Raw genomic sequence first — 26,439 nt, 5'->3', positions numbered from 1 at the left:
CGAAGTTGGATGCAAATGTCAGATCGTGTGCGCCTGTTAGGGCGCGGCTGGTAAGAGAGCCTTATAGGCGCATTTGAAAAACCTCCGGCTATGCCGGAGGATATTTATTTATTGCGTAACCAGACGGCGTAATCGCGACACATCCACCGTTTTTTCTGCCTCTGCCAGACTCCAGGCGTTTTGCAGATTCAGCCACATTTGCGGCGAACTGCCGATCACCACGGAAAGTTTAATCGCCATTTCTGGTGTCAAAGCTGCTTTTCCGGTCAGCAATCGGCTTGCCGTTGAGGGCGCAATTTCCATTGCTCTGGCAAACTCGCGCAGGCTGACATTAAGTTCGTCCAGTGATTCCTGAATAATGTCCCCCGGGCGGGGATGATTGGCCATTTTCATTAGTGTCTTTACTCTCAGTAGCGTTCCTTCACCAGGAACACTATCATTATTGTTCCTTCCTACGCAACAATAATCCATTTAGCCATTTCATGTTGGAGAGTGTGCGATGCTGCGACCCGAACATGGCAGTCGCAGCAAAGGCCTCTTAGCGGCGGAAATCAATCACCATACGGCCACGGATTTTGCCTTCTTCCATCTCAGTAAAGATGGTGTTGATGTCCGCTAACGGACGCAGGGCGACTTTCGGCACCACTTTGCCTTCGGCCGCAAACTGGAAGGCTTCGGTGAGATCCTGGCGCGTGCCGACCAGCGAACCGACCACTTCAATACCATCCAGCACAAGGCGTGGGATGTCCAGGCTCATAGACTCCGGCGGCAGACCGACAGCCACAACACGACCGCCTGCTCGTACAGCATCAACCGCCGAGTTAAACGCAGCTTTAGCTACCGCTGTCACCACCGCGGCGTGAGCGCCACCGGTTTTTTCTTGCACAATTTTGGCGGCGTCTTCAGTGCGTGAGTTAATCGCTAAATCAGCGCCCATTTCGGTTGCCAGTTTTAACTGCTCATCATTGACATCAATGGCGATCACTTTCGCGTTAAAGACATTCTTCGCGTATTGCAGGGCGAGGTTACCCAGACCGCCAAGACCGTAGATAGCAATCCACTGCCCTGGACGAATTTTTGACAGCTTAACGGCTTTGTAGGTGGTGACCCCTGCACAGGTAATGCTGCTGGCCGCCGCCGAGTCCAGGCCATCTGGCACTTTTACCGCGTAATCCGCCACCACGATGCACTCTTCCGCCATCCCGCCATCAACGCTGTATCCGGCATTTTTAACTGAACGGCAGAGCGTTTCGTTACCACTGTTACAGTATTCGCAATGACCGCATCCTTCGTAAAACCACGCCACGTTGGCACGATCGCCTGGTTTTAATGAGGTGACACCTGGGCCAACTTCTGCCACCACACCGATGCCTTCATGGCCCAGAATTACGCCGGTTTTGTCACCAAAATCGCCATTCTTAACATGAAGATCGGTATGACATACACCACAACACTCCATTTTCAGCAGGGCTTCGCCATGTTTCAGTGAGCGCAGTGTTTTATCCGTAACGTCAACATGATGATCCTTCGTAACAACTGCAGCCTTCATAGTTCCTCCTTTTCGGATGATGTTCTGCATAGCAGGTGAGGCAAATGAGATTTATTCGCCACTACCCAGTATGGATGAGATCTGAAAAAGGGAGAGGAAAATTGCCCGGCAGCTTTCACCACCGGGCGCAGGCTTAGATGGAGGTACGGCGGTAGTCGCGGTATTCGGCGTGCCAGAAATTATCATCAATGGCCTGTTGCAGAGCTTCGGCGGAGGTTTTCACCGCCACGCCTTGCTGCTGCGCCATTTTGCCAACCGCAAAGGCAATTGCGCGGGAGACTTTCTGAATATCTTTCAGTTCCGGTAGTACCAGACCTTCGCCGTTCAGGACCAGCGGCGAATACTGAGCAAGCGTTTCACTTGCCGACATCAGCATCTCATCGGTGATACGTGACGCGCCGGAAGCAATAACGCCCAGCCCGATGCCCGGGAAAATAAAGGCGTTGTTACACTGGGCGATAGGGTAGATTTTATCTTTCCATACCACTGGGTTAAACGGACTGCCAGTGGCGACCAGCGCGTTACCTTCAGTCCAGGCGATAATGTCCTGCGGTGTGGCTTCCACGCGTGACGTCGGGTTAGACAGCGGCATCACGATCGGACGCGGACAGTGTTTATGCATCTCACGGATGATCTCTTCCGTAAACAGCCCGGTCTGTCCTGAGACGCCAATCAGAATATCTGGTTTTACATTACGCACTACATCCAGCAGTGACAGCACATCGCTGTCGGTATCCCAGTCACTGAGGTTTTCGCGTTTCTGCACCAGTTTGGTCTGGAAAGGCAGCAGGTTCGGCATCTTGTCGGTCAGCAGGCCAAAGCGATCAACCATAAAGACTTTCTGCCGCGCCGCTTCCTCGCTTAATCCTTCACGCTGAGTCTGGGCGATGATCATTTCGGCAATGCCGCATCCCGCTGAACCTGCGCCAAGGAAGACGATTTTTTTCTCGCTTAACTGACCACCTGCTGCGCGGCTGGCTGCGATCAGTGTGCCGACCGTTACCGCCGCAGTGCCCTGAATGTCATCGTTAAAAGAACAAATTTCATTGCGATAGCGGTTAAGTAACGGCATCGCATTTTTTTGTGCGAAGTCTTCAAACTGCAACAGTACGTCCGGCCAGCGTTGTTTCACAGCCTGGATAAATTCATCAACGAATTCATAGTATTCATCGTCAGTGATACGCGGATTACGCCAGCCCATATACAGCGGATCGTTAAGCAGCTGTTGGTTGTTCGTCCCGACATCCAGCACCACCGGAAGGGTATAGGCCGGACTGATGCCGCCACAGGCGGTATAGAGCGACAGTTTACCGATCGGAATGCCCATCCCGCCGATGCCCTGGTCACCAAGCCCCAGAATACGTTCGCCGTCAGTCACCACAATCACTTTAATATTATGGTTCGGCACGTTTTGCAGAATATCGTCCATATTGTGGCGGTTCTGGTAAGAGATAAACACGCCGCGTGAACGGCGGTAGATCTCAGAAAAACGCTCACAGGCTGCGCCGACGGTTGGGGTATAAATAACAGGCATCATCTCATCAAGATGATTGTTTACCAGACGGTAGAAGAGGGTTTCGTTAGTGTCCTGGATGTTACGCAGGTAGATGTGTTTGTCGATTTCGGTTTTGAATCCCTGATACTGGATCCATGCTCGTTCCGCTTGCTCTTCGATGGTTTCGACCACTTCCGGCAGTAACCCCAGCAGGTTGAAGTTACGGCGTTCTTCCATGCTGAAGGCGCTGCCTTTATTCAACAACGGAAATTCCAGCAGTACAGGGCCAGCGTAAGGAATATAAAGCGAACGCTGTTTTTTTGTTTTTGGTTCCATGTCACTCACTCTTTTTTGAATATCCATCCCTGGCACGCTTTTATCGTCTTTGCTTTACCGCCAGGGCGTCGGCCCCAAGTATAAAGCAGATAAAAACAAAAACACCATTGCGCAGGCAATGGTGTTTAATCGTCATTGAGGACTGATGGTTATGAATTACTTTTCAGCGGGGCGTTTTCTGCCGGTTGGGTTATTTACCACGCTGGATTTGTCACCTTCGGTAACTATTTTGCGCTGGTTAGAAATTTTATGGTCCAGTCCAAGAATATGACGTGCCTGACGGTTCGATTTCATTTTAACTCCTCAATCCTGTTGCTAGTTTTAAGGACAACATCGCCGTAGCGAAGAAACACGTGCTAAACCCCTAAATTAGGTTGCCGATCAAGCATAGCACCTTAAAGCGTAGGGTGCTGGCCACTGACCACATAATTGATCGTTTGCTGGTAGATATCACTGAGGATGTCGTTATCAGAAGCTTCCACCCATTTGGTCAGCTCCATGAGAATGTCATCTTCAGTGACAACACCGTGCTCTGCCCGAAGGCCTTGCTCAATGGCATTAACCAGAGCGGGTTCTGCTGTTGAATTTTCTGCCTGATAATAAGTAAACATAGCGATTCTCCGTGTCTGTGTATTTTTGGTGTCTGCTACGGATCGCAGATTTATAAAGCACATTCAGCATGGCAAATATTTGCCGCTTCGTTGTTAAGATTAGTCCTGGTTGATAATTTTTATATTATAACACCATGATATTCATAGGGATTGTAATTGGGGCGATCCGATTAATATTGATACAATATCTTTTGGATTATATATTCCCCGTTATCTATTGTGGGAATTTAATTTAAGTACAGAGATAATGTTTTCGCCGGATTTTATTCGGAATATCCTGCTTATCCTCGTGCGGTTTCTCACGTAGTCTATAATTTCCTTTTTAAGCCCACAGGAGAGCAACAATGACAATCCATAAGAAAGGTCAGGCACACTGGGAAGGCGATATCAAACGCGGGAAGGGAACAGTATCCACCGAGAGCGGCGTGCTGAACCAACAGCCGTATGGATTTAACACGCGTTTTGAAGGCGAAAAAGGAACCAACCCTGAAGAACTGATTGGCGCAGCGCATGCCGCATGTTTCTCAATGGCGCTTTCATTAATGCTGGGGGAAGCGGGATTCACGCCAACATCGATTGATACCACCGCCGATGTGTCGCTGGATAAAGTGGATGCCGGTTTTGCGATTACTAAAATCGCACTGAAGAGCGAAGTTGCGGTGCCGGGTATTGATGCCTCTACCTTTGACGGCATCATCCAGAAAGCAAAAGCAGGATGTCCGGTTTCACAGGTACTGAAAGCGGAAATTACGCTGGATTACCAGTTGAAATCGTAAAGCGTTGCCGGATGACGCGTCAGGCGTGTGATTGCCTGATGCGTTGTTAGCGTCTCTACAGCGCCCGCCAGCACCGGATCTCACGTCCGTCCTCCCTTATTGTTAATGATTGCCGGACTTCACATCCGTGGGTTGCCAGAGGGCAGCGTTCGCGGAAAAAACAGCCTTGTGGCAACGTGCGGTTTCCTGGTAGATCCGTTTTACGTAATGCCCATTCTTCCTCCAGCGGTTTATCAATGGCGGGGAGGGAATCCAGCAATAATCGGGTGTATGGATGTGCCGGAGCTGTCAGCACCTGTTGCACGTCTCCTAGTTCCACAATCTGTCCGAGATACATCACCGCCACCCGATCGCTCATATGACGTATCACGGAGACATTGTGTGAAATCAGCACATAAGTCAGCTCGCGATTTTCCTGTAGCGTTACCAGTAAATTGAGGATCTGCGCCTGCACGGAGATATCCAGCGCCGAGGTTGGTTCATCAAGCACAATCACGTCAGGCTGCGAAGAGAGTGCTCTGGCAATGGCGATACGTTGCCGCTGCCCGCCTGAGAACGCATGAGGCAAGCGGTCGAGATACTCCGGACGAATACCCACCTGCACAGCCAGCTCCTCTGCCAACGCTCGCCGCTGTTGTTCACTACTACGCTTAGCAATCCAGAGCGGTTCCGTGATGATACGCCACACCGGTAAGCGCGGATTAAGCGAAGAGAGCGGGTCCTGAAACACCATCTGCATAATGCGTTGTGATCCTGAACAGATGTACTGCCCGTGGCTCGGTTGCAGCATACCCATTAAAAGCTGTGCGAGGGTGCTTTTGCCGCAGCCTGACTCACCGACGATCCCTAAGGTTTCACCACGACGGATCTGTAAATCAATACCATTGATGGCATGAACATGTTCCGTAGTTTTACCAAGCCAGTTTTTTCGGGCCGGGAAATTGATATGGACGTCGCGTAACGTTAATAACGTGTCAGACACTAATGACCTCCTGCTGAGGATACCAACAGGCGCAGCTGTGGTTGTTGTCACCACACGCTGTCAGCGCCGGGACGTTTTCACACTGTGCACCTGCCGCATAGCAACGATCGCGAAAAGCGCAGCCGTCAGGCAAATGGGTGAGGTTTGGTACCGTCCCCGGAATAGCGGGTAATGGCTGGCGCGGTATTCCATGTTCCGGTGCGCATTGCAGCAAACCAATGGTATACGGATGCCGGGGATGATGGATAACGTCTGCCGTCACGCCGCTCTCAATCACGCTTCCGGCATACATCACGTAAACGCTATCGCACAGTTGCGACACCACGGGCATATCATGGCTGATGAACAGTACCGCAGTTCCACTGGCGCGGGCTTTATGTTTAAGCAGACGCAATACCTGCAACTGTACCGTGACGTCCAGCGCCGTAGTCGGTTCGTCGGCAATAATCAATTGCGGCTCGCAGGAGAATGCCAGCGCAATCATTACCCGCTGGCGCATACCACCTGAAAGCTCAAACGGATAGCGCGACATAACTTCCACGGCATCCGGGATTTGCATCTCTTCCAGCAGGGCAATCGCTTTAGCTCTGGCTTCCCGACGACTTATTGGTTGATGATGGCGGATCACGTCCATCATCTGAAGACCTATTCGACGTGTCGGATTAAGGGCGGTCATCGGTTCCTGAAAGATCATCGCCACTCGTGCGCCGCGCCACTGACGAAGCTGCTTTTCCCGAGCGTTAAGAGCATCTTCTCCCAGCAGTGAAATATGTCCCCGATGTACGCAATAACTGCCCGTTGGTAGCAGACGCATAATCAACATTGCAGTGACTGATTTACCCGAGCCGGATTCTCCCACCAGACCGACAATTTCACCGCGGTTAATCTGCAAGGACACATTGTTGAGCGCGTGAACGTCGCCGTTAAAACCGGGGAAACTCAAATGCAGCTGTTGAATGTCCAGAACGGGTTGGGTCATGACTGCTTTCCTCCTGCTTTCGGGTCAAGCAGATCGCGAATACCATCGCCAAAGAGATTAAACCCGACGGCGGTAAGCAAAATCGCTGCCCCCGGAAATGCGCAATACCACCATTGATCGAGCACATAGTTGCGACCATTCGCCACCATCGCCCCCCATTCAGCACTCGGTTGTTGAGCACCCAGGCCAATAAATCCCAACGTGGCGGCCATTAAAATCGCGCTACCGATATCCAGCGATGCCTGCACAATCAGCGGCGGCAGCGAGTTACGTAAAATATGCCAGTTGATCAGATGCCAGCGTGACGCACCAAAGGTTTTCGCCGCCTGAACGTAAGTGTACTGGCGGACAACTAATGTTTGCCCCCGCGCCAGGCGCACATAAAAGGGAATTCGCACAATAGCAATCGCCAGCATGGCGTTAAACAAACTCGGCCCGAGAGCGGCTGCCAGTGCCATTGTCAGCACCAGCGAAGGAATCGACAGCATAATGTCCATGATGCGCATGATAATCGCGTCTGCGCGTCCGCCAAGCACACCGGATAGACACCCGAGTAGCGACCCCATCATACCTGCAATGGCGACCACCACTAATCCGGCGAGAATTGATTGCTGACTGCCGACCAGTACGCGGCTAAACAGATCGCGTCCCACTTCATCGGTGCCAAACCAGTGCGCCGCAGAAGGCGGCAAAAGGCGGGCGGTTAAATCAATGGCGTTGGGATTATACGTCGCCAGCCACGGTGAAAAAATCATCATCAGTAGCATTAATACAATGATGACTGCGCCGGTCACGGTAAGCGGACTGCCTTTCAGCATCCATACCAGTTTTGCACCGTTAAATCGCGTTTGTTTTTGTGGGCGTACGGCGGACGTTTCCTCGCTTAGCATCATTCACCACCTCCACGTCCGATACGCGGATCAATCCACAAATAGAGCAAATCCACCACCAGGTTGACCAGCACATAAGCAAATGAAACCACGACGGCAAAGCCCATCACTGCCGGGAAGTCGAGCGCCTGTATTGATGTTACTACCCATGCACCCATTCCGGGCCAGGCAAAAACGGTTTCGGTGAGCACTGCGCCATACAACAAATCGCCCAGCGCCAGACCCAATACGGTAATCGAGGGGATCAACGCATTGGGTAGCGCATAACATAAAACGATATACCAGCCGGGCAAGCCGCTGGCCCGGGCGGTACGAATGTAATCTTCACTCAATTGTTCCAGCATAGCTGAGCGGATCTGGCGAGCGACAATTCCCAGGTGAACGAACGCCAGCGTTAATGCCGGTAAGATGAGATGTTGCAGCGCATTGAAGAAGACTTCACCGTTGCCTTCAAGCAGCGCATCGAGCAGATAAAAGCCGGTAACGTGCGTTGGTGGATCCAGCCAGTCATCAAGCCTTCCGCCGCCGGGAAGAATTTGCAGATGACCATAAAACAGCACAATGACGCCCAGCCCAAGCCAGAACGCAGGTGTGGAGATTCCGGTAATGGCCATTATTCGCACCAGATGATCCAGCCAGCGATTTCGCCAGACTGCAGAGAGTATGCCCAGCGGGATGCCAATCAGGAGTGCCAGCAGCAGGGCACAAAAAGCCAGTTCCAGCGTCGCCGGGAAAAATATGCGCAACTCTTCCAGCACCGGACGCCCGGTACGAATGGATGTTCCCAGGTCACCCTGAAACAGGTCGCTGACGTAGCGGTAAAACTGTACATACAGTGGCTGGTCCAGTCCCAGTTGCTGGCGAATATTATCCACGATAGCATCGCTGGCGCGGTCACCCGCCAGTAACCGCGCCGGATCGCCGGGGATCAGGTGCGAGATAATAAACGTAATCACACAGACGCCCGCCACCACGAGCACCAGCCCCCAGCAGCGTTGGCGTAAAATACTCCAGAAGGTCACGTTATTTACTCATGGTATTGATATTGAAGACCTGTTCCAGCATGGGATTGAACACAAAGCCTTTCACCTCTTTGTTCATCGCCAGTTGGTAGTTTTTCTGGAACAGGTACACATAAGCAGCGTCATCAATGACGATTTTCTGTGCCTGCTGGTAGTCCCGGGTACGCTGCGTCTGGTCGGTGGTCGCTAGCGCATTGCGCAGTAGCTTATCGACCTCACTGTTTTCATAGAACGAGCGGTTACCCGGCAGACCTTTTTTGTCTGACTCAAACCAGTAATTCATAAACATATACGGGTCGGCAAAATCCGGACTCCAGTTGCCAATCGCGATGTCGTAATCACCTTTACCCACTCTGTCGCGCATGGTGGCGTTCGCCAGCTTTTCCAGCTTCACATTGATGCCCAGCTTGTTGAGACTGGATTGTGTCGCCAGAGCAATAGGCTCCCAGTTCGGATCATTATCAGAATAGAGAAACGTCAGGCTGGTGGGTTTGCTCGTCATTTTATCCCATTCGGCTTTGGCTTTCGTTTCGTCATGGTTGTATTGCATTGCCGTCGCATCGTATCCCCACATGCCTTCCGGAATCGGGCCGCGCATTTGTTTTCCGTTACCACTCAGAATGCCGTTAACCATACCCTGATAATCGGTAGACCAGGAAATGGCCCGACGCAGATCCGCCTGATTAAGCGGCGCTTTGCTGTTATTCAGATACAGATAGGTGACGCGCAGTGACGGATACTCTGCCACGTTGACTTTGTTTTCCTGCTTCAGTGCGTTGAGTTGATCCACCGGCAGCGCATCGGCAATGTCAATGTCGCCACGGGAGAGCTGCAGGCGACGGGAAGCACTTTCACCGATAATTTTTACCGATACCCGTTTGAAATTCGGTTTATTGCCGGGGTAATGCGGATTTGGCACCAGAACTAATTGCTGACCTTTTTGCCAGCTTTTCAGCATAAACGGTCCGGAGCCAGCGGTATTTTGCGCGAGGAAACCACGGGCATCATCCGCCGCATGCTCCTTTAAGACCGCCGGATTGATAATGGATGCACCGTCATTCGCCAGCGTGTAGAGGAACGGTGCGAATGGCTGGCTAAGGGTAAACCTCACTGTATGTTCGTCGGGAGCATCAATCTTTAAATCTTTGGGAAATGCTTCTGCTGGCCCCTGGCCGATTTTTAGTAACCGCTCAAAAGAGAGTTTTACTGCTTCGGCAGTGACAGGTGTGCCATCGGCAAATTTAGCATTGTCCTTCAGGGTGAACGTCCACTCTTTTTGATCGTCAGACGCTTTCCAGCTACTAGCCAGATCGCCTTCAACGTCGGTTGAGCCTTTATCACCGTCCGTTTTGTACTGAACCAGTCGCTGATAAGACGGGTAGGTCACTGTCCAGTCGTTATTATCAATTGTTACCGCTGGGTCGAGGGTTTGTGGGTCGGCAGCTTTACCGATCACCAGCATATCTTTCGGTACGGCGGCGTGCGCAACCGGCATTGTTGTGGCAAGGACGATCGCGAGCAATGTAGGACGAAACGATATCGATCTCTTCATGACAGTTTCCTGATTAACTGGCGTGCTGTGTGCCAGGGGATATAAAACAGGTGAATTGATCAGCGAGTAGTGGGTAACTCGCTGCCTGGGGTAATTCGAAGTGCCACCATTCGCTCGGGATACCGACAAAGCCACCGCCAGTCATAATCGCATTCAGCAACAGCCGATTGCGCTGAGCGGCTGGCGGGACGGAAGGGTGATAAGCATGGGAACGTTCGTGCATTTCATCGAACTCTGCACCCATATCCAGGATGTTCCCGTGCTCATCACGAAGCGTCAGGTCGATCGCCGTGCCACGGCTGTGATTAGAACCGACCGTCACATCAACAACATATTGCGGGTCTGGGCAGGCTTGCCACAACATCGCCTGTGCTTGTTGTGGGCGATACGCATCGTAAATCACCAGTTGTATGCCTGACAGCTGGGCGATACTGATACTTTTCGCCAGCGCGGTAATCGCATCCTTGTGTAACAGACAACGCGCTTGCTGATAAATAGCTTTACCTGTGATGTTATCAGCGCAGGCGTATTTCAGTTCGATCTCCAGATCAGGGAAGATCACGGCTAAATCAACCAGTTCGGTGGTATCCGACATAAACAGTTCCTGTATAAGACAAAAATTGCTGCGCTTTCCGCTTATGCAGATCTCATGCCATGCCGGGATAAGCGCCAGAATGCTGGCTTAAAGTTATATTTTTTAACTTTTGATCAACATTTGTGCAGCGTAGTGCAGTTTTGGTGCAAGAGGGGAAGTTAAGGAAGGAATCTCCCGGAATCGTAGCTGAAATCACAGTATTTAAGTGACAGTGTCACGTTAAAGGAAAACCCGCGAGTGCGGGCGAGAGGAATTTGTCAGATTTTCAGCGGTAACACACTGCTCATCCAGCCTGGAATTTCTTCGGCGGGCAGGGGGCGGGAAAAGAAATATCCCTGAATAACGCGACAGTGGATCTTGCGTAGCATCTCAAATTGCTCTTTGGTTTCGACGCCTTCCGCCACGACGGTTAAATTAAGGCTTTGCCCAATGCTGGTAATGGCTTCAAGTAAGGCAAGGATGCGTTTTTCGGTCAGACAACGATCGACAAAACTTTTGTCAATTTTGATTTCCGTTACCGGAAGACTGACTAAGCGGGATAATCCGGAAAAGCCCGTGCCAAAATCATCTACCGATAAACCCACGCCCATATCGCGCAGGATCTGAATGCGCTTAAAGATTTCGGTATCGTGTTCCATCATCATGCTTTCCGTGATTTCCACTGTCAGCTGGTGGCCGTCAATACCCAAGGCGTGCATTGCATCAGACACCTGATTAGGCAGCTGATTACTGCGAAAGTGCAACGCCGACAAGTTAACGGATAACGCCGGGATATGAATATTCTGGCTACGCCATTCTGCTAACTGACGGCAAGCTTCCGCGATGACCCAGCGTCCAATATTTTCGATTTCACCGATCTCTTCTGCGAGAGGAATAAACCGTGAAGGGGGCACATGACCATGCAGGGGATCGTGCCAGCGAGCAAGGGCTTCGATGCCGTACAGTTCACCCGTTTCTGCGAAGATTTGCGGCTGGTAAACCAGTTTTAGTTGGTTATTGCTAATTGCTTCTTTCAGCGCCGCGCCTAAAACCAAACGCTCTTTTACCATTTCGTTCATCGCCGGGCTGAAGAACTGCCAGCCGTTACCGCCATTTTTGCGAATATAATCCATTGCATTGTGAGCAGTGGAGAGCAGGTAATCGCGGTTTTTACCCACGTCGTAGCTGATGCCAATACTCAAGGTAAGCGGGAATGGTTTATCGTCAATCATTATCGGCTTGCTGACCACATTCCGTAGCTCATCGGCGATCTGGGTAATGTTACTGACGTCGTTTTCGAGGCTCACGAGGACAAACTGCGTACCTTCGATACGACAGAGATACTGATCCGGTTTGAGTTTTTCACGAAAGCGATTGACCACTTCCAGCAATGCCTGATCGGCCCACGCATAGCCAAGGCTATCAATCACATCCTGAATATGGTCAACACCGATGAGATAGACCACCGGAGAGACGGCTTTGTCGACCAGGTCATCGAGGTAATTGTGCAGGTTATTGCGATTTGGCAGACCGGTCATCGGATCAAATTGGATGAGTTGTTCAATATGCTGACGGCTTTTTTCCTGTTCCAGCGCCAGCGCGGCCATATGCTGGCTGATATCTGCCACGCGTTCGATAAAGGCGCTGGTTTCTGCTCCTGACGAGGTTTTAATTTGCAGGATCCCCGCAGGCGCACCATCACGCTGACGAATGGTCGCTGACCAGCTTCGCGCATTTTGAACTTCTGCACCGTGCGAAGATGACGCCCAGTGTATCGGCATCCCGTTGCGCAGCGCGAACAGCGAAACATGCGATTCGTTGAGTACAGATTCGATGTTACGACAAATAATTTCCCCCATTTCATGAAATGGCGGGCTGCTGCACATGGCGGCGAGAATATTGCCTTCAAGCTGGCGGATTTGCCGTTCTTCGGTGATATCCGAGAAAGTCATTACCAGGTTCTGCAGATGCGCGAGCACATCATAGACCGGGCTGATAGAGGCTTTAATCCAGATTTTTTCACCGGTGCGCGTCAACAGCAGAAATTCGTCCTGATCGCGGGCGGTTTTCCATAGCAACTGTTGTAAACGAATGCGGTTATCAGCAGGGAATTCTGGAATGTTCAGGAGTGTATCGGGCTGCATACCGCTGGCTTCGCTAATGCAGTAACCAAACATTTCGGTAAATGCGCGATTGCACTGCACAATATGGCGTTCCGGATCGAGGACAATCACCGGTCGGTCGAGATGGTCAACGGCAATAATCAATTGTCGGGTCTGTTCTTTTTGCGCCATTTCTACGCTGGCATCCCGTACCAGCGCCAGGTAATAAATTTTACCCTCGGCGCTCACTTTCGATAGCGCAAAACGGGTCCAGATTTTACTGCCGTCTTTTTTCTCCAGCTGCAGCTCCCGACTCATCCCCTCGACGCGCGCTTTACCGCCTTCACGGTTGTGACGGATGTATTCAGGATGCGCGGGACGCAAATCCCGCGGAATCAGCATATCAATGTTATTGCCAATGACTTCTTCACGTTTGTACCCCCAGAGCTTCTCTGCGGCGGGGTTGAAAAACATCACTTCATCATTTTCGTTAATTAACACCGCGCCCATCATATTTTGCTCAAGGGCGGGGAAAAAAATGCCATCGGCGGCATTATCCGCATCGGTTAGTTTCATGATTACCTCTGCATCCTGGCGCATCTAAAGACTGGCTTTCCAGAGTTCAACACGGTTTCTACCTCGTCTTTTGGCGATATACAGAGCTTCATCGGCTATTTGAATGAGGCGCTCATAGTCAGGATGACCATTAAACATGGCGGCACCGATGGAAAGTGAGAGGGCAATATCTTCGCCGTTTGCGGCTTTCAGTTTGGTTTTCTCCACCCGACTGCGAATACGTTCTGCGGTACGTAACGTTTCGTTTTCCGAAGCTTCAGTCAAAACAATGATAAATTCATCGCCCCCGTAGCGGAAAACATAATCACTACTGCGGACGTTGTCATAAAAGGCCTGAGAGACTTTACGCAGAATTTCATCGCCAGTGTTATGGCCCCACGTATCGTTAATCTCTTTGAATTTATCAACGTCAATAATCAGCACTGACAGCGGTGTACCGGTCCGGTTGGCATGGGCAATTTCGCGTTTGAAGATAGTCGGCAGGAAACGGCGGTTAAGTAATTTCGTCAGTACATCCATACCGACTTCGTGGCGCGATACTTCTTCAAACAATTCACGCAACAAGGTAATAATTTGCGATACGGTATTTCTTATCTGTAATAAAAATTTCACCCGTAAACTTCTGTTATTCAAATTCCTGGTGTTACGCATGGTTTGATTGAAAATACCGTCAAAATCCTGAATCAGACGGGAGATATGGCCCACTTCGGCTATGCCGCTAAAATAATGTCGACCTTTATGGTTAAACCACAGGCCAAAATCAGCCTGGCTTAAAGGCAAACTACTGCCTAAATCAGAATCCAGCAGGACTTTATAGATAATATCTATTTCCCATGAAAGTAATGAGGCTATTTGCCGCTCTTTTTCTTCTTCGGCATTTTCCAGTAACGAGAAGATACGATAGTTTGCATCTTCTTTTGAGGCACTACTGTCACTAAAGGTAAACGCGCGGGTCATCACTTCCATAGCGATATCAATACTGTTAATAGAGAAATGGTAGACCTGAAGTTTTTCTGCGGCGGAATAATCCGAAGAGAAGATGACCGGATAGAGGATTTTTTTCAGCACCCGAAACCCCATCTCGACAATTTCTACCGGAATTCCTATGCGGGCATGCACTTCCGCAACGGTATGCTGGATTTGTATTAGCCTTTCGACATCGTCAACCTGGGCAGAAAGCACGTTAATAATCCAGCGTTCCATCGCACTTTTCAACTGCCGCTCAACTTGTTCATTACTCAAGAATTCTTCGGCATGCGGGTCGATACGGACAATTCGGTAAAACTCAATACTCAGATAATGGGCATGCGCAACGGCAATTTCCGCGGCTTTAGCACGAATGAGCGGATCTGCTTGTTCGACAAGCCCGGTCCACTCATCTTTCATTCTTTTAAAATACATCTCCATAATTCACACCCTTATAAGGCTGGGAAAGCAGACGGAATCAAAACGAAACGCAACGTGCGAGATCGACTAACTGCACCATATTCTCCTGAAATATGAAGATATACTGAAAACAAATAAGCGACTTAGGACAGTTTCAATCTACGCTACTGTTCTTCAGAAGAGTATAGCCCATCGTAATTATTTTTCGGTGACAGCGAATATCGTATGTTTTTTCATATTCATACATTTTTATTAGGGGATTTATGACTGTTTAACTAAGTGTGGTTAATTGCGTAGTTAATTTGACTTAAGTAAGCATGATTACTAGTGGGATATTTCAAGAGGGTAGCAAGCCGGTGGGTAAACCACCGGCTTGTCACAAAGTATGAATGGGAGTTTAACTGCCCCAACGACTTTGCAGATAGCTAACCGCTTGTTGAGTCTGCGGTTTATTCAGATAGTCCTCACGGAACAAGATTGTGCCGCTAATTTCTGGCACGGCATCGTTAAGATCGAGCTGTTTTTTCAGTTCCGGTACGCCGCCGTTAATCATCCAGTCTGGCTCTATCTTTGAAGGTTCACCCACTTTATAGAAGGCGATACCGATATACAGGCGGGTCCTGGTCGGTTTAACGACATCCGCCCACCATTTTGCCAAAACGTCATAACGTGCGGCACTCCGTGAGAACGGCCAGTAAATTTGGGGAGCAATGTAATCCAGCAATCCTTGTTCCACCCATCGACGGGTGTCAGCGTAGGATTCGTCATAGGCTGCCGCGCCTCGGGTATCGGAACCGAGCGGATCGTGTGATCGGTTACGCCACACGCCTGCCGGGCTAACGCCAAATTCGACTTCCGGCTTAATGCTTTTAATGGTGTGCGATACTTTCGCAATTAACTGCTGAGTATTGTTGCGCCGCCAGTCTGCTTTTGACGCAAATGCGCCTCCGTATTTGCGGTACGTTTCGTTATCATTTAGCCGTGAACCCGGTGACTCAGTATAGAAATAGTCGTCAAACTGCACGCCATCTACCGGATAGCGGGAAACCACTTCTGCGACTATTGATGTGATCCAGTCCTGAACCTCAGGTATGCCCGGGTCGAGGACAAAGCGATCGCCGGACGTTCTGATCCAGTCGCGGTGTTGCACATAGACGCTCGCCGGTTGTTGAGACAGGGTGCTATTCAGTTCCCTGATAGTACCGGGCTTTGTATTAACCGATACGCGATAGGGGTTAAACCAGGCGTGAACTTTCATCCCACGCTTGTGGGCTTCGTCGAGCATGAATTGCAGCGGATCGTAACCCGGATTTTCACCAATCTTACCGGTCATAAGATCGGACCACGGCAAAATTTTCGACGGCCACAGGGCGGTACCGTCTGGCTTGACCTGGAAAAAGACCGTGTTGATGCCGAGACGTTGCAGATGATCCAGTTTGTCGATTATCGCCTGTTGTTGTACACGGGCCCGGCTGGTGGGGTTACTAATGTTAACCGAGGAAACCGGTGGCCAGTCGAGGCGAGACACCGTGGCCAGCCAGATGCCACGCATCGGTTGTGACGATTGTTGCGTCGTGGCTGGTGGCTTTGAACCCGCTGGTGGTGTCACCATTGACTCTGGAGGCGTGCTTTTGCAACTACACAGTAAAAGTGCCAGTGCAACCAGTACCGCTGGTCTTCTAATCGCTAATTTCTCGTTTCGGGAGCAGATATCCATATGTGCTGGTTTCCGGTAAACAGATGTGCGCTCATTCTCGTACTTATCCCGGTTAAGTCAATACGACAGCAAGCACGAAAAAGGGAGCGATGAATTATCGCTCCCTTATCTTATAACCATTCAGACATGGTTAGTGTTTCTTGTCATTCATCACAATATAGTGTGGTGAACGTGCACGCGGGTGCAGGAAGAAGTGACCTTTTGGTGCGTTCTGACTGTTGATTGGCTCCAGAGTGACGCCGGTATTCCCTTTGCCTTTACGATCATGAACAGCATAGAGAATAAAGGGCAGGGCAAGTACCACCAGGAAACTCACGACCAGTAATTCAACATACATATCGGTAGAGTCACCCTGGATGTTATCCGGCGGCAGGAAGGAAACAATAAACGCCATAATTGAAGTCAGCAGACCGACAACAGCCACGACCAGTTTCACCCCTTTACCACCAGGGATATTAAATGTGCGTTTTAAGTCAGGATGTTTAAGAACCAACACAATGTAGCCAATAAACAGCATGAAATAAGCACACAGATAAATCACCACCGTCAGCGCCAGTGCGATCAGGAAGGACATGTTGTTACCGCCACCGGTATTGGTGAGGATGATCAACGCGATAGAAGTAATCACCAGCTGCGAAATGACCAGCGTTACCGGTACGCCATTTTTGTTCATTTTAGCGAATGCCGCTGGCAGCAGGTTTTTCTGCGCAGTGACATACATCCCGCGAGAAGGACCAACAATCCAGGAAGCGATTTCCGCCAAAACACCCAGCAACAGCAGTGCGGAGATCACGCGAACCGTCCACTCAATTTCCGGTGCCACATGGGACATCAGAACGGTAAAGGTTTGCATTACCCCTGCGGAGAGGTTGATTTCATTACCCGGAATGACCATCGCAATAGACAAACCGCCAACAGAGCTTAAGCAGATTGCCGCCACCATCAGCAGTAACATAGCCAACGGATAGTCGCGCCCTGGGTTGCTCATTTCATTGACGTGGGTTGCGGATGCTTCTACGCCCATATAACTCAAAATGAAGGCAACAAATACAACCAGGGTGCCCACTTTAGAGAAGTCAGGGAAGAAAGTCTTTGAATCCATTTCGATAGCAACGGGGGCACCGGAGTGCAGATAAATAGCCGCTAATGCGATCAAAATAAATGCAGGTAACAGGATACCGGCGAAGAAGCCAACTTTAGCAATTCGCGCCGTGTATTTCGTGCCACCAAACTGCGTTAATGCCAGCGCCCAAAGAATGATGAGTGCTGCAATAGTTTTGGTAATGGGGTCTTCATTCAGCGCTGGCCATTTCAGGATGTAGGAGAGTGCCCCTAACACGAAATAGAGCATCGGAATAAAACCAATGGCGATTTGCAGATAGCCAAATGAGATCGCTGCAAATCCCCATCTCGGCCCCAGAGTATTTGATACCCAGGCGAAGACACCACCTTCTTCCCAGCCGTCGACGGTGGCCATTTCCGCAGCACAAAGTCCCACGGGAATAAACCATAAAATCCCGCCTAATAGCAGGAAGAAGACTAATGAAAAGCCCGATGTTGCGAAGGTAGGGTATTCATAAACAGCCATTACCATCGATGCCGTTATGGCAAAGAATCCGAGTAATGTGAGCTGCTTAGCTTTACCTGTCTGTACTGATGTAGCCATATTATCCCCCTAAAACGGTATTCCTGTCGGAACCGCACCTGTTTTGTTCTGAAGCGTATTCAGAACAATATTTTCCGTTGCTAATGCCAGTGAACAGACTTTGGAAATTGTCCCGAAACGGGTGTGTTTCGGGACACCGTTACCGTTAAACGTTATCAGGTATGTTTAAAGCTGTTCTGCTGGGCAATACCCTGCAGTTTCGGGTGGTCGCTGAGATATTTCAGGGAGGCTTTGTAGTCTTCCAGCAACAGTTCAGCAAAGTCCATTTCGAAGCCGCGACGACACATAATGCGCATCACCACGATGTCGGTGGCTTCACCGCCGAGAGTGAAGGCCGGAACCTGCCAGCCGCGCAGACGCAGACGTTCAGAGAGGTCGTACAGGGTGTATCCCGGATCTTCACCATCTTTCAGTTTGAAGCAAACCGCCGGGATGCCTTCGTCCGGGCGACCGGTACAGATGAACTCATACGGCCCCAGTTTGGCGATTTCATCCGCCAGATAAGCGGCAACCTGGTAAGAGGCGTTCTGTACTTTGGTATAGCCTTCACGACCAAGGCGCAGGAATTCATAGTACTGTGCAATTACCTGACCCGCCGGGCGGGAGAAGTTGATGGCGAAAGTACCAATCTGACCACCGAGGTAGTCAACGTTGAACACCAGTTCCTGCGGCAGCGCTTCTTCATCACGCCAGATAACCCAGCCGCAGCCCAGCGGAGCCAGACCGAATTTATGGCCTGAAGCACTGATCGATTTCACACGCGGCAGGCGGAAGTCCCAGACGATATCCGGGGCGACGAACGGTGCCAGGAAGCCACCGCTGGCGGCGTCGATGTGCATGTCGATGTCGATACCGGTGTCGGCCTGGAATTTATCCAGCGCATCGTGCAGCGGTTGCGGGAACTCATAGTTACCGGTGTAGGTCACGCCGAAAGTCGGCACCACGCCGATGGTGTTTTCGTCGCAGGCTTCAATCATGCGTTTCGGGTCCATAAACAACTGACCGGGGCGCATAGGGATCTCACGCAGCTCCACATCCCAGTAGCGGGCGAATTTATGCCAGCAGATTTGCACCGGACCGCACACCAGGTTTGGTTTATCCGTTGGTTTGCCTGCAGCTTCCATACGCTTGCGCCAACGCCATTTCATCGCCATCCCGCCGAGCATACAGGCCTCGGAAGAACCAATGGTGTTGGTGCCAACGGCCTGACCATTTTTCGGCGCAGGCGCATGCCACAGATCGGCAACCATGTTTACGCAACGCAGGTCGATTGCTGCAGATTGCGGATATTCTTCTTTGTCGATCCAGTTTTTGTTAATGGATAAATCCATCAACTTATGGACATTTTCGTCGTCCCAGGTCTGGCAGAAAGTGGCCAGGTTCTGACGAGCGTTGCCATCAAGATATAATTCGTCATTGATAATCTGGAATGCGACATCATCGCGCATTTCGTGCAGCGGAAATCGTTTTGATTCTGCGATAGTGGAAATAGACTTCGCACCAAAACGTGAATCGAGTAGTTCCGACCTTAAATCCGTTACTTGCTTCTTATCCATTTTAAACTCCTTAAAATGATTGGATCGCATTAAAAAAGTAGGATTTATCGATAAAGTAAGCAAGTGCAAAGGACTCGTGTTTAAATAACAAAATCCTAATGTTATTTATCGTGAAATATTACGAGAATAATGTTTTTTCATTAAAAAACAATGCAATAGAGAATTTTTTTGGTGGTGGTAAAGTGTTTTATGTTGTTATTTTTATGCGCTTTCTACGCCTCCTGAATTATCACGTAAAAATCAGTCCTTAAAATATCACTATTAGTACTTGGTTATTATTTTGAACGCATTTATAAAATTATTACATAAAAATAGCGAATGTTGATAAAATCCCCGACAACGATGTGTTGACGGGGCTGTTATTATTTTGGCAATAATACTCCGGTATAAGTATTTACCGGATGAGAAAGATATTGTTTAACGGTAGTGTTAACATTCTCTACCGTCATTTGTTTCAACAATTGCTCCTGCTCAGTCCATGCTGCAGGATCGTCATATTGAATAAGACTATTTACAATGGTGTTCGCTAATTGTTGAACGCTACGCTGTTGGATATCGAGGCTGCGCTGAACGTTTTGCTGGTATTCGTTCAGTTCTTGCTCACTGATCCCTTTAGCCAGACGTTTAACCATCACTTCATTCGCTAACGTTAACAGTTCATCATGTCGTTCCGGTTGACAAGTAAAAGCCAGCGAATGACTGATATCTTTGGCCTGAGGATCAACCGAGAGGCGAGAAGAAACGCTGTATGCCCCAGATGCCTGTTCACGAATATTAATGCGTAGATCTTTTGCCAGTGCGACGTTAAAAGCATCGAGCGCCATACGCGTCGCCAGATTAACCGGAGTCCGGGAATCATAACGCTTCCACTGTGAAACCTGTGCCACGGGTTCATTTTGTTCTTTTACCGTAACCGATGCATTGTCCGTCGCGCGAGTTAATGGTTTACCTGCGGCTAATGGCGAATCAGAGTGTTTGATTGATCCTAAGTAACGCGTAATTAACGCCACGAGTTTGTCTTCTGCGACATTACCGACAATGACAAACGTGATATCCGCTGGAGATGAAAACAACTTGCGATCGGCAGCCAGCGCATCTGCGGCAGTAAACTGTGCAATCTGATTTTCTTGCAGTAATTTCGTGCGGTCATCAGCATAGCGCGTCTCATACATCTGCTGGGCGAATTTCTCCGCTGGACGCTGGTCGAGTGTTTTCAACGCCTGAATTTGAGCATTTTGTAGCGATGCCCAAATATTATCGTTAATCGTGCTGTGGGTGATTCGCTGGTTAATCAACTGGAAACCAGGTTCAGGGTTATTAGTCCGCGTGCTAACAGAGAGCAATGTATTCATGCCACTGACTTTACTGCTCATGGTTACCGAGTTTTCCGCACTCCAGCGTTTCAGGCTGGAAGAGGAGAGTTCACCAACGCCGCTTCCGCTTACTGCTTTATTTGCCAGCGCGATAAGTGATTTTTGCTGCGCAGGGAAACTTAAATCGCCTTTATTAGATACGGCAGTAATTTGTAGCTTTTGCTCTTCACCCGCGGATTTTGCCAGAATAACCCTGGCACCATTGGAAAGTGTTAATGATGTCAGATTCTCAGCCAGCGTTTCTTTGCTGCTAATTTCCGCCTGTGGGTCAGCGTCTACTGTTAACGATAAATTTCTGCCTGGGAAGATGTAAGCCGCCAGCTTTTTGTTGGCGTACTCTTTTTCCAGCGCCAGGATAGCCGCAGGAGACAATGCTTTTTTGGCAGCAACCTCATTGTTTACCATTTGCTCCCAAAATGCATCCTGGTTCTTTCTTAACTGCTGCCATTTTTCCGCCAGACTTTGCACGGTAATTTGCTGCCACAGACGTTTCGAAAGTTGATATGTCTCTTCCGGCGACAAGAACGGCGTATTATTTAATGAGCTGGATGCCAGGCGACTGGTCAGCATACGTAAATCACGTTCAGCTTGCTGATCAACCGCATTTTTCAGCCAGGTGAGGCGGGTAGATTTGACATCATCGAGTTCTTCAGCAGAAAAACCATGCTGATCAATAGTTGCCAACTCTGCCATTAATGCATTCGCAGCATCCTGCATATTATCGTCTCGTGCATTTACACGGAAAAACAGCGACTGATAATCGGGTGCAATTTTAACGCTGCGCGCAGTGCCGCCAGAAATAGTCTTCAACTCGCCCGACTGTATGCGTTCCTGCAGACGCTGATTGAACAGCTGAACCAACATGCTCCATTCAGCTTGTTCGATAAAGCTTTGCTCATCGCTCACTTGCACCATTGGCAGGCGATAATAGAGTGCGATGCCGTTCACCCGGTTTTCTTTATCATTAATGATATTAAAGCGCAGGTGGTTTTCGGCTTTTGTCGGCCAGACGCGATTTTCAGCTGCTTTGTTAGCCGGAAGCTTACTTAAATTATCCTTAATCAGCGCCAGCGCTTCTTTACTGTCAATATCGCCGACCACGATAAAAGTCATATTATTTGGTTGATACCAGCGTTGATAAAATTGGCGCAATTGTGCCGGTGTGACCGTGGCGACAGTATCCATCAGGCCGATAGGTTCACGCTCTAAATTACGGGTATTTGCCAGCAGGAAAGGGCGGCGCGCCTGAGAGGTGCGCCATTTCGCATCCTGATGGGCACGCCATTCCTCAGTAATTACGCCGCGTTCAGCGTCTACTTCGAGTTTATCAAAGGTTGCGGCATTACCCCATTCACTGAATATTGCCATCACTTGTTGCAGATTTTGTTTCTGCGTAGTCGGCAAACTTACCTGATACACCGTTTCGTCATAGCTGGTATAGGCATTAACATCGCGACCAAAGCGCAGGCCCATTGACTCAAATGTTTCGATGACTTTATTACCCGGCCATGTTTTTGTGCCGTTAAACATCATATGTTCTACAAAATGAGCCACGCCGCGCTCATTGTCTTCTTCCTGCAATGAACCGGTATGAATTTGCAGCCATAAATTTACCTGATCCTTTGGTTGAGCATGCGGATAAATCATATATCGCAAGCCATTGTCCAGTTGCCCGGTAATTAACTTTTCATCCTGCGGTAAGGCGGCGGCAATCAGTCGCCCGGGGAGCAACAGAGTTGCCACTAACGTCAGTAAGAAACAGAGGTTTCTCATAATTATCTCCATGCGAAAACCGGGCGAATTTACCCGGTAAAGTAAAATCCGAACTATTAAAATTTCATGCTGACATCAAGCCAGAAAGTACGGCCACTGGCGTAGGTCGCCACGCCGGTATTCGTTGTATCAACAGCGGTTTTGCTATCCAGTACATTGAGAATATCGGCACTGATCGTCAGGTTTTGTTGTTTCAGAAATTGTGGCGTCCAGGACAAGCGGGTGTCCCAGGTCAGGCTGCTATCCAGTTTCTCGTCAACATACTGCTTGTAATCTGAATATTCGCTGATGTATTGCGCATTCGTCTTACCCAGGATAATGCGAGCTTTACGCGCTTCTTGCCAGGTCAGCGTATTCGCCCACACCAACCCGCTCGGTTGATGCGTGAAATCCATGTTTAAGGAGATCTTTAATGGATTATTAAAATCCGCCACTGGAACGCTATCGTAAGAGACCAGATTACCGTTATAAACCACCCGGTTATCACCGGTATTGCTCTCCTCATAACCATTGTTTAACGACAAGTTGCCCTTGCTCTTGATATAGCTAAAGACAATTTGCGGGTTAATATCTACCTGGCTGATATGCAGGGGTTCGGCCAGTTCAAAACTGAGGTTAAACGAATGTGTTTTGGTTTTGCCATCGTTGTTATATTCAGTAATGGTGGTTTTAGTCGCGCTGTCGGTACGACTGCTTTTGCTGATTTGATCATGCGCTTCACGGTAAACATAGTTTGCACGCGCAATAACGTTCTTACCGATTTTCTGCTGCAATCCCATTGCCAGTTCATCGTTATAAGGCGTTTTCAAATCCTGATAACGCGTCAGGGTTTTATTGCCTGATACCGATTCCGTCCAGCTATTGCGGATATCACGTAATCCCATATCAAGAATATTCCCGCCATAGTAACGGTTATAACCTGCAGTAATCATTGAGGTTTGATCAGCAAAAATATCCCATTCCGTCATAAAGCGCGGGGAGATATTGTGGTTTGACAGATAGTTATCATAGTCATACCGCACGCCGGGCATTAACGACACATTCCGCCAGCTAATGCGATCCGCCATATACAGCGTGTAGTTGTCAATTCCCAGGCTGCCTTTACCTTTATGGTAAATGGTATGGTTAGTTTTCTTTCCGGCAGCATTAATCACATAGGATTCAGACTGGTTATGGCGTTCAGTCCATGCATCGGAATAGATGTATTCCGCGCCGAAGTAGGGTTGATGCGAAACATTACCCACGGCGTATTTTTGCCAGTCCAGGCGTGTTTTGAAGGTGTAATTATCTACAGCCTGGGAAATGTGTCCTAATCCGCCACGGGTGCAACGCCCTGAAATATCACCATATGTACATGAAAGTTCGGTGTACCATATGTCATGATCGTGACGGGTATAATCACTAATATGATCCCAACCAACGGTAGTACGCAGTTTGGCCCATGCGAGCTGCGTATCCATATCCCATGCCAGACCATAGGATTTATTACCCATTTCGCGATCAGACTCCGGGAAGGTGCTGGTATTATAATCACGGCTGGAGCCGGTATATTTTAAGGTTAAATCGTGGGTAAAGCGGTCGCTGGCAAACCAGGTAAATTTGCTCACTGCGGTATCGATAACGTTTTTATACTGTGCCCGACCGGCGACAATGCCGTCATTCGAAACATAATCCGCGCGGGTGATATCAGACTGGCGGCGCGATAAACCGGCGGTAACGCCGAAGTTATCAGCGAGTTCCTGATTAAACGCCAAAGTATAAAAGTTCTTTTTAAAATCTGGAGAGTAATAAGTACTTCCTGAAGAACCTTGATTAAATGCGCTCTTGTTATTCTCATCGATATGCGATGTTAACCAGTCCGAACGCGTAGTGCGATAACCCAGTTTCACGCTGCTATCATCAGCGTTGAAGCGTTTGATCTTTGCATCAATTACCCCGCCATTGAAGCGACCGAATTCAACTGGCACAAAACTGTCATAAAGCGTCACATTGTCCAGTAAGCTGACATCAAGATAATACCCCTGTGACATCCCGCTAATATTGGTTGCACTACTGGCATCGGACTCATTCGCTGGGTTCAGGTTATTCGTTGCACTAATACCGTCAATCAAATAGGCATTCTGGTAGGGCGACGCACCGTGAATAGAGATTTTCTCCGGGCGAATATCTCCCTGGTTCAATGAGGTACTTTGCGTTGAATCCATGCGTACCGCAGGGTTGGTTCTCAGCAGATCGCTGATATTGCCATTCCCGGTCGGTAAACGCTCGATGCTTTCACTGGTGTAATGCGTGTTGCCGTTTACGGGTACAGGGACAGGAGCATAGACCGTCATCTCTTCAAAAACATGCATGTACATATTTTTGTCATCGACGGCCTGCGCCACATCAGCGCCACATAAAATGACGCCAGGAATAAGAACTCGCTTCATTTATTTTTATCTCCGTACAGCAGGGCTTTTATTGTTTTTATAAAACCGCGCTAATGTCACAAATATCATCAGCCAGGTTCCAGACACCGGGTTGATGTGTAACCATAATGACGCCGCTTGTGGGTAGTTTTTCACGCACTAAACGCAGTAAGCGGATAGCCTCTTGTTCCTCAAGATGAGAGGTAGTTTCGTCAAGAAATATCCATTTCGGACGTCGTAAAATTAATCGTGCCAGGGCGATACGTTGTTTTTCGCCGCTGGAAAGAATATCGCCCCAGCGATCGTGGTCATGAATACGCGCAGCCAATTTCCCCAGACCAACCTGATGCAGTACTTCGCTCAACGATTTATCGTCTACGGACAGGGGAAGTGCTTTACAAATTATCTCTTTCAGTAAGCCGGTTTTGATTAACGGTGTTTGTGACACATACCAACTGTCAGCAGGAGAAGAAATATCACCTTTAAACCACGGCCAGCAGTGGGATAATGTTTTAAGCAGTGTGGTTTTTCCCGCACCTGAGTAACCTTTCAGTAATAGCCATTTGCCTGGCGAAACATGAAAGTTTAGGTTCTCTAATATGATCTTATTATCAGGAGTACGAATACTCGCGTCAGCCACTTGTACCGCATGTTGGCAATTTTTAGGCTTATTCGTAGGGCGCTGTTCGGTGAGTTGATGGAACTCATACAAGCGATCGATAACCGCAGCCAGTTCAGCAAGTTCATCATATTTATAAATAAACCAGCTTAAATTGTTCGATACCAGCATAAATGCCTGGCGCGATTTCATCAGTCCGCCCAGATTGATCTGTCCGCTAATAAACTGCGGCAATAACAGAAAGTAGGGAAGAACGCTAAGCGAGCGCGAATAAATATTCTGCCAGTAATCAAGCCACCGCTGACGATTCATTAAACGATGCCAGTTATCTTTAATGGTATGAAAATTGTCGCTCAACTCCTGGCGTTGTAGAGACTCAGCATTGCTTAGGGAAGGTGCGAACAAGTCCCTGATATGAGATCATGTTTGTCATCTGGAGCCATGGAACAGGGTTCATCATGAGTCATCAACTTACCTTCGCCGACAGTGAATTCAGC

Annotated in this window: 19 protein-coding genes and 1 pseudogene; 1 reads left to right on the top strand and 19 read right to left on the bottom strand. The window is 49.1% G+C overall.

Annotated elements, in window-relative coordinates:
- Window positions 1-108: 108 nt before the first annotated feature.
- From ACJHWK_RS22675 to bdm, 5 genes are all read right to left on the bottom strand, one after another.
- Window positions 109-393, bottom strand: coding sequence for a HigA family addiction module antitoxin (locus ACJHWK_RS22675; RefSeq protein ID WP_000781370.1), 285 nt, complete (start codon window positions 391-393; stop codon window positions 109-111).
- Between the two features lie 145 nt (window positions 394-538).
- The gene (gene adhP / locus ACJHWK_RS22670) at window positions 539-1,549 is read right to left on the bottom strand and encodes an alcohol dehydrogenase AdhP (RefSeq protein WP_410234937.1); all 1,011 of its coding nucleotides are present in this window, start codon (window positions 1,547-1,549) and stop codon (window positions 539-541) included.
- Window positions 1,550-1,682: 133 nt separating this feature from the next.
- Window positions 1,683-3,380 carry a malate dehydrogenase gene (maeA, locus tag ACJHWK_RS22665; protein ID WP_000433462.1) on the bottom strand — a complete coding sequence of 566 codons (1,698 nt, stop codon included), beginning with the start codon at window positions 3,378-3,380 and terminating at the stop codon, window positions 1,683-1,685.
- A 156-nt stretch (window positions 3,381-3,536) separates the two neighbouring features.
- Complete coding sequence (sra, locus tag ACJHWK_RS22660) at window positions 3,537-3,674, bottom strand: stationary-phase-induced ribosome-associated protein (RefSeq protein ID WP_000841554.1); 138 nt, start codon at window positions 3,672-3,674, stop codon at window positions 3,537-3,539.
- Window positions 3,675-3,775: 101 nt separating this feature from the next.
- The gene (bdm, locus tag ACJHWK_RS22655) at window positions 3,776-3,991 is read right to left on the bottom strand and encodes a biofilm-dependent modulation protein (RefSeq protein WP_000495766.1); all 216 of its coding nucleotides are present in this window, start codon (window positions 3,989-3,991) and stop codon (window positions 3,776-3,778) included.
- A 344-nt stretch (window positions 3,992-4,335) separates the two neighbouring features.
- Between bdm and osmC the strand changes: the two genes are divergently transcribed.
- A complete protein-coding gene (gene osmC / locus ACJHWK_RS22650) occupies window positions 4,336-4,767 on the top strand; it encodes a peroxiredoxin OsmC (RefSeq protein ID WP_000152305.1) in 432 nt (143 codons plus the stop codon).
- Between the two features lie 55 nt (window positions 4,768-4,822).
- Here osmC and ACJHWK_RS22645 read toward each other — a convergent pair whose 3' ends face one another.
- From ACJHWK_RS22645 to ACJHWK_RS22580, 14 genes and pseudogenes are all read right to left on the bottom strand, one after another.
- A complete protein-coding gene (locus tag ACJHWK_RS22645) occupies window positions 4,823-5,749 on the bottom strand; it encodes an ABC transporter ATP-binding protein (protein WP_001523264.1) in 927 nt (308 codons plus the stop codon).
- Complete coding sequence (locus tag ACJHWK_RS22640) at window positions 5,742-6,728, bottom strand: ABC transporter ATP-binding protein (protein WP_001523266.1); 987 nt, start codon at window positions 6,726-6,728, stop codon at window positions 5,742-5,744. Before ACJHWK_RS22640 ends, ACJHWK_RS22645 begins: the two co-directional genes overlap by 8 nt.
- Complete coding sequence (ddpC, locus tag ACJHWK_RS22635; protein ID WP_001523267.1) at window positions 6,725-7,621, bottom strand: D,D-dipeptide ABC transporter permease; 897 nt, start codon at window positions 7,619-7,621, stop codon at window positions 6,725-6,727. The genes ACJHWK_RS22640 and ddpC overlap by 4 nt, the downstream gene beginning before the upstream one ends.
- Window positions 7,618-8,640 carry an ABC transporter permease gene (locus ACJHWK_RS22630; RefSeq protein WP_000145091.1) on the bottom strand — a complete coding sequence of 341 codons (1,023 nt, stop codon included), beginning with the start codon at window positions 8,638-8,640 and terminating at the stop codon, window positions 7,618-7,620. The genes ddpC and ACJHWK_RS22630 overlap by 4 nt, the downstream gene beginning before the upstream one ends.
- Before the next feature lies 1 nt (window position 8,641).
- Window positions 8,642-10,192 carry an ABC transporter substrate-binding protein gene (locus ACJHWK_RS22625; RefSeq protein WP_001523269.1) on the bottom strand — a complete coding sequence of 517 codons (1,551 nt, stop codon included), beginning with the start codon at window positions 10,190-10,192 and terminating at the stop codon, window positions 8,642-8,644.
- Window positions 10,193-10,205: 13 nt separating this feature from the next.
- Window positions 10,206-10,787 carry a D-alanyl-D-alanine dipeptidase gene (gene ddpX / locus ACJHWK_RS22620; protein WP_001523270.1) on the bottom strand — a complete coding sequence of 194 codons (582 nt, stop codon included), beginning with the start codon at window positions 10,785-10,787 and terminating at the stop codon, window positions 10,206-10,208.
- Window positions 10,788-11,044: 257 nt separating this feature from the next.
- On the bottom strand, window positions 11,045-13,444 hold the full coding sequence (gene dosP, locus ACJHWK_RS22615; RefSeq protein ID WP_170886380.1) for an oxygen-sensing cyclic-di-GMP phosphodiesterase DosP: 2,400 nt from the start codon (window positions 13,442-13,444) through the stop codon (window positions 11,045-11,047).
- Window positions 13,445-13,468: 24 nt separating this feature from the next.
- A complete protein-coding gene (gene dosC / locus ACJHWK_RS22610) occupies window positions 13,469-14,851 on the bottom strand; it encodes a diguanylate cyclase DosC (RefSeq protein WP_410234935.1) in 1,383 nt (460 codons plus the stop codon).
- Between the two features lie 376 nt (window positions 14,852-15,227).
- On the bottom strand, window positions 15,228-16,547 hold the full coding sequence (locus ACJHWK_RS22605; RefSeq protein ID WP_001523273.1) for a family 10 glycosylhydrolase: 1,320 nt from the start codon (window positions 16,545-16,547) through the stop codon (window positions 15,228-15,230).
- A 130-nt stretch (window positions 16,548-16,677) separates the two neighbouring features.
- Entirely contained in the window at window positions 16,678-18,213 is a 1,536-nt protein-coding gene (gene gadC, locus ACJHWK_RS22600; RefSeq protein ID WP_000246026.1) for an acid resistance gamma-aminobutyrate antiporter GadC, read from the bottom strand.
- A 155-nt stretch (window positions 18,214-18,368) separates the two neighbouring features.
- Window positions 18,369-19,769 (bottom strand): glutamate decarboxylase, encoded by a 1,401-nt coding sequence (locus ACJHWK_RS22595; RefSeq protein ID WP_000358930.1) that lies wholly within the window; start codon window positions 19,767-19,769, stop codon window positions 18,369-18,371.
- A gap of 362 nt (window positions 19,770-20,131) precedes the next feature.
- Complete coding sequence (locus ACJHWK_RS22590; RefSeq protein ID WP_001523275.1) at window positions 20,132-22,915, bottom strand: M16 family metallopeptidase; 2,784 nt, start codon at window positions 22,913-22,915, stop codon at window positions 20,132-20,134.
- Between the two features lie 56 nt (window positions 22,916-22,971).
- Complete coding sequence (locus ACJHWK_RS22585; protein ID WP_001523277.1) at window positions 22,972-25,344, bottom strand: TonB-dependent receptor plug domain-containing protein; 2,373 nt, start codon at window positions 25,342-25,344, stop codon at window positions 22,972-22,974.
- Window positions 25,345-25,381: 37 nt separating this feature from the next.
- Window positions 25,382-26,335, bottom strand: a pseudogene (locus ACJHWK_RS22580) (ATP-binding cassette domain-containing protein); the annotation flags it as partial.
- Window positions 26,336-26,439: the final 104 nt, after the last annotated feature.

Source organism: Escherichia sp. WS547 (assembly GCF_046486065.1).
In the GTDB taxonomy this organism is placed as follows: Bacteria; Pseudomonadota; Gammaproteobacteria; order Enterobacterales; family Enterobacteriaceae; genus Escherichia; species Escherichia coli.
The sequence above is the reverse complement of the archived record's forward strand: the minus strand, read 5'-3'. Positions and strand labels throughout refer to the sequence as shown.

Coding starts and splice junctions, on each gene's coding strand:
- ACJHWK_RS22675 (WP_000781370.1), bottom strand. CDS start 393: ATGAAAATGGCCAATCATCCCCGCCCGGGGGACATTATTCAGGAATCA.
- adhP (WP_410234937.1), bottom strand. CDS start 1,549: ATGAAGGCTGCAGTTGTTACGAAGGATCATCATGTTGACGTTACGGAT.
- maeA (WP_000433462.1), bottom strand. CDS start 3,380: ATGGAACCAAAAACAAAAAAACAGCGTTCGCTTTATATTCCTTACGCT.
- sra (WP_000841554.1), bottom strand. CDS start 3,674: ATGAAATCGAACCGTCAGGCACGTCATATTCTTGGACTGGACCATAAA.
- bdm (WP_000495766.1), bottom strand. CDS start 3,991: ATGTTTACTTATTATCAGGCAGAAAATTCAACAGCAGAACCCGCTCTG.
- osmC (WP_000152305.1), top strand. CDS start 4,336: ATGACAATCCATAAGAAAGGTCAGGCACACTGGGAAGGCGATATCAAA.
- ACJHWK_RS22640 (WP_001523266.1), bottom strand. CDS start 6,728: ATGACCCAACCCGTTCTGGACATTCAACAGCTGCATTTGAGTTTCCCC.
- ddpC (WP_001523267.1), bottom strand. CDS start 7,621: ATGATGCTAAGCGAGGAAACGTCCGCCGTACGCCCACAAAAACAAACG.
- ACJHWK_RS22625 (WP_001523269.1), bottom strand. CDS start 10,192: ATGAAGAGATCGATATCGTTTCGTCCTACATTGCTCGCGATCGTCCTT.
- ddpX (WP_001523270.1), bottom strand. CDS start 10,787: ATGTCGGATACCACCGAACTGGTTGATTTAGCCGTGATCTTCCCTGAT.
- dosP (WP_170886380.1), bottom strand. CDS start 13,444: ATGAAACTAACCGATGCGGATAATGCCGCCGATGGCATTTTTTTCCCC.
- dosC (WP_410234935.1), bottom strand. CDS start 14,851: ATGGAGATGTATTTTAAAAGAATGAAAGATGAGTGGACCGGGCTTGTC.
- ACJHWK_RS22605 (WP_001523273.1), bottom strand. CDS start 16,547: ATGGATATCTGCTCCCGAAACGAGAAATTAGCGATTAGAAGACCAGCG.
- gadC (WP_000246026.1), bottom strand. CDS start 18,213: ATGGCTACATCAGTACAGACAGGTAAAGCTAAGCAGCTCACATTACTC.
- ACJHWK_RS22595 (WP_000358930.1), bottom strand. CDS start 19,769: ATGGATAAGAAGCAAGTAACGGATTTAAGGTCGGAACTACTCGATTCA.
- ACJHWK_RS22590 (WP_001523275.1), bottom strand. CDS start 22,915: ATGAGAAACCTCTGTTTCTTACTGACGTTAGTGGCAACTCTGTTGCTC.
- ACJHWK_RS22585 (WP_001523277.1), bottom strand. CDS start 25,344: ATGAAGCGAGTTCTTATTCCTGGCGTCATTTTATGTGGCGCTGATGTG.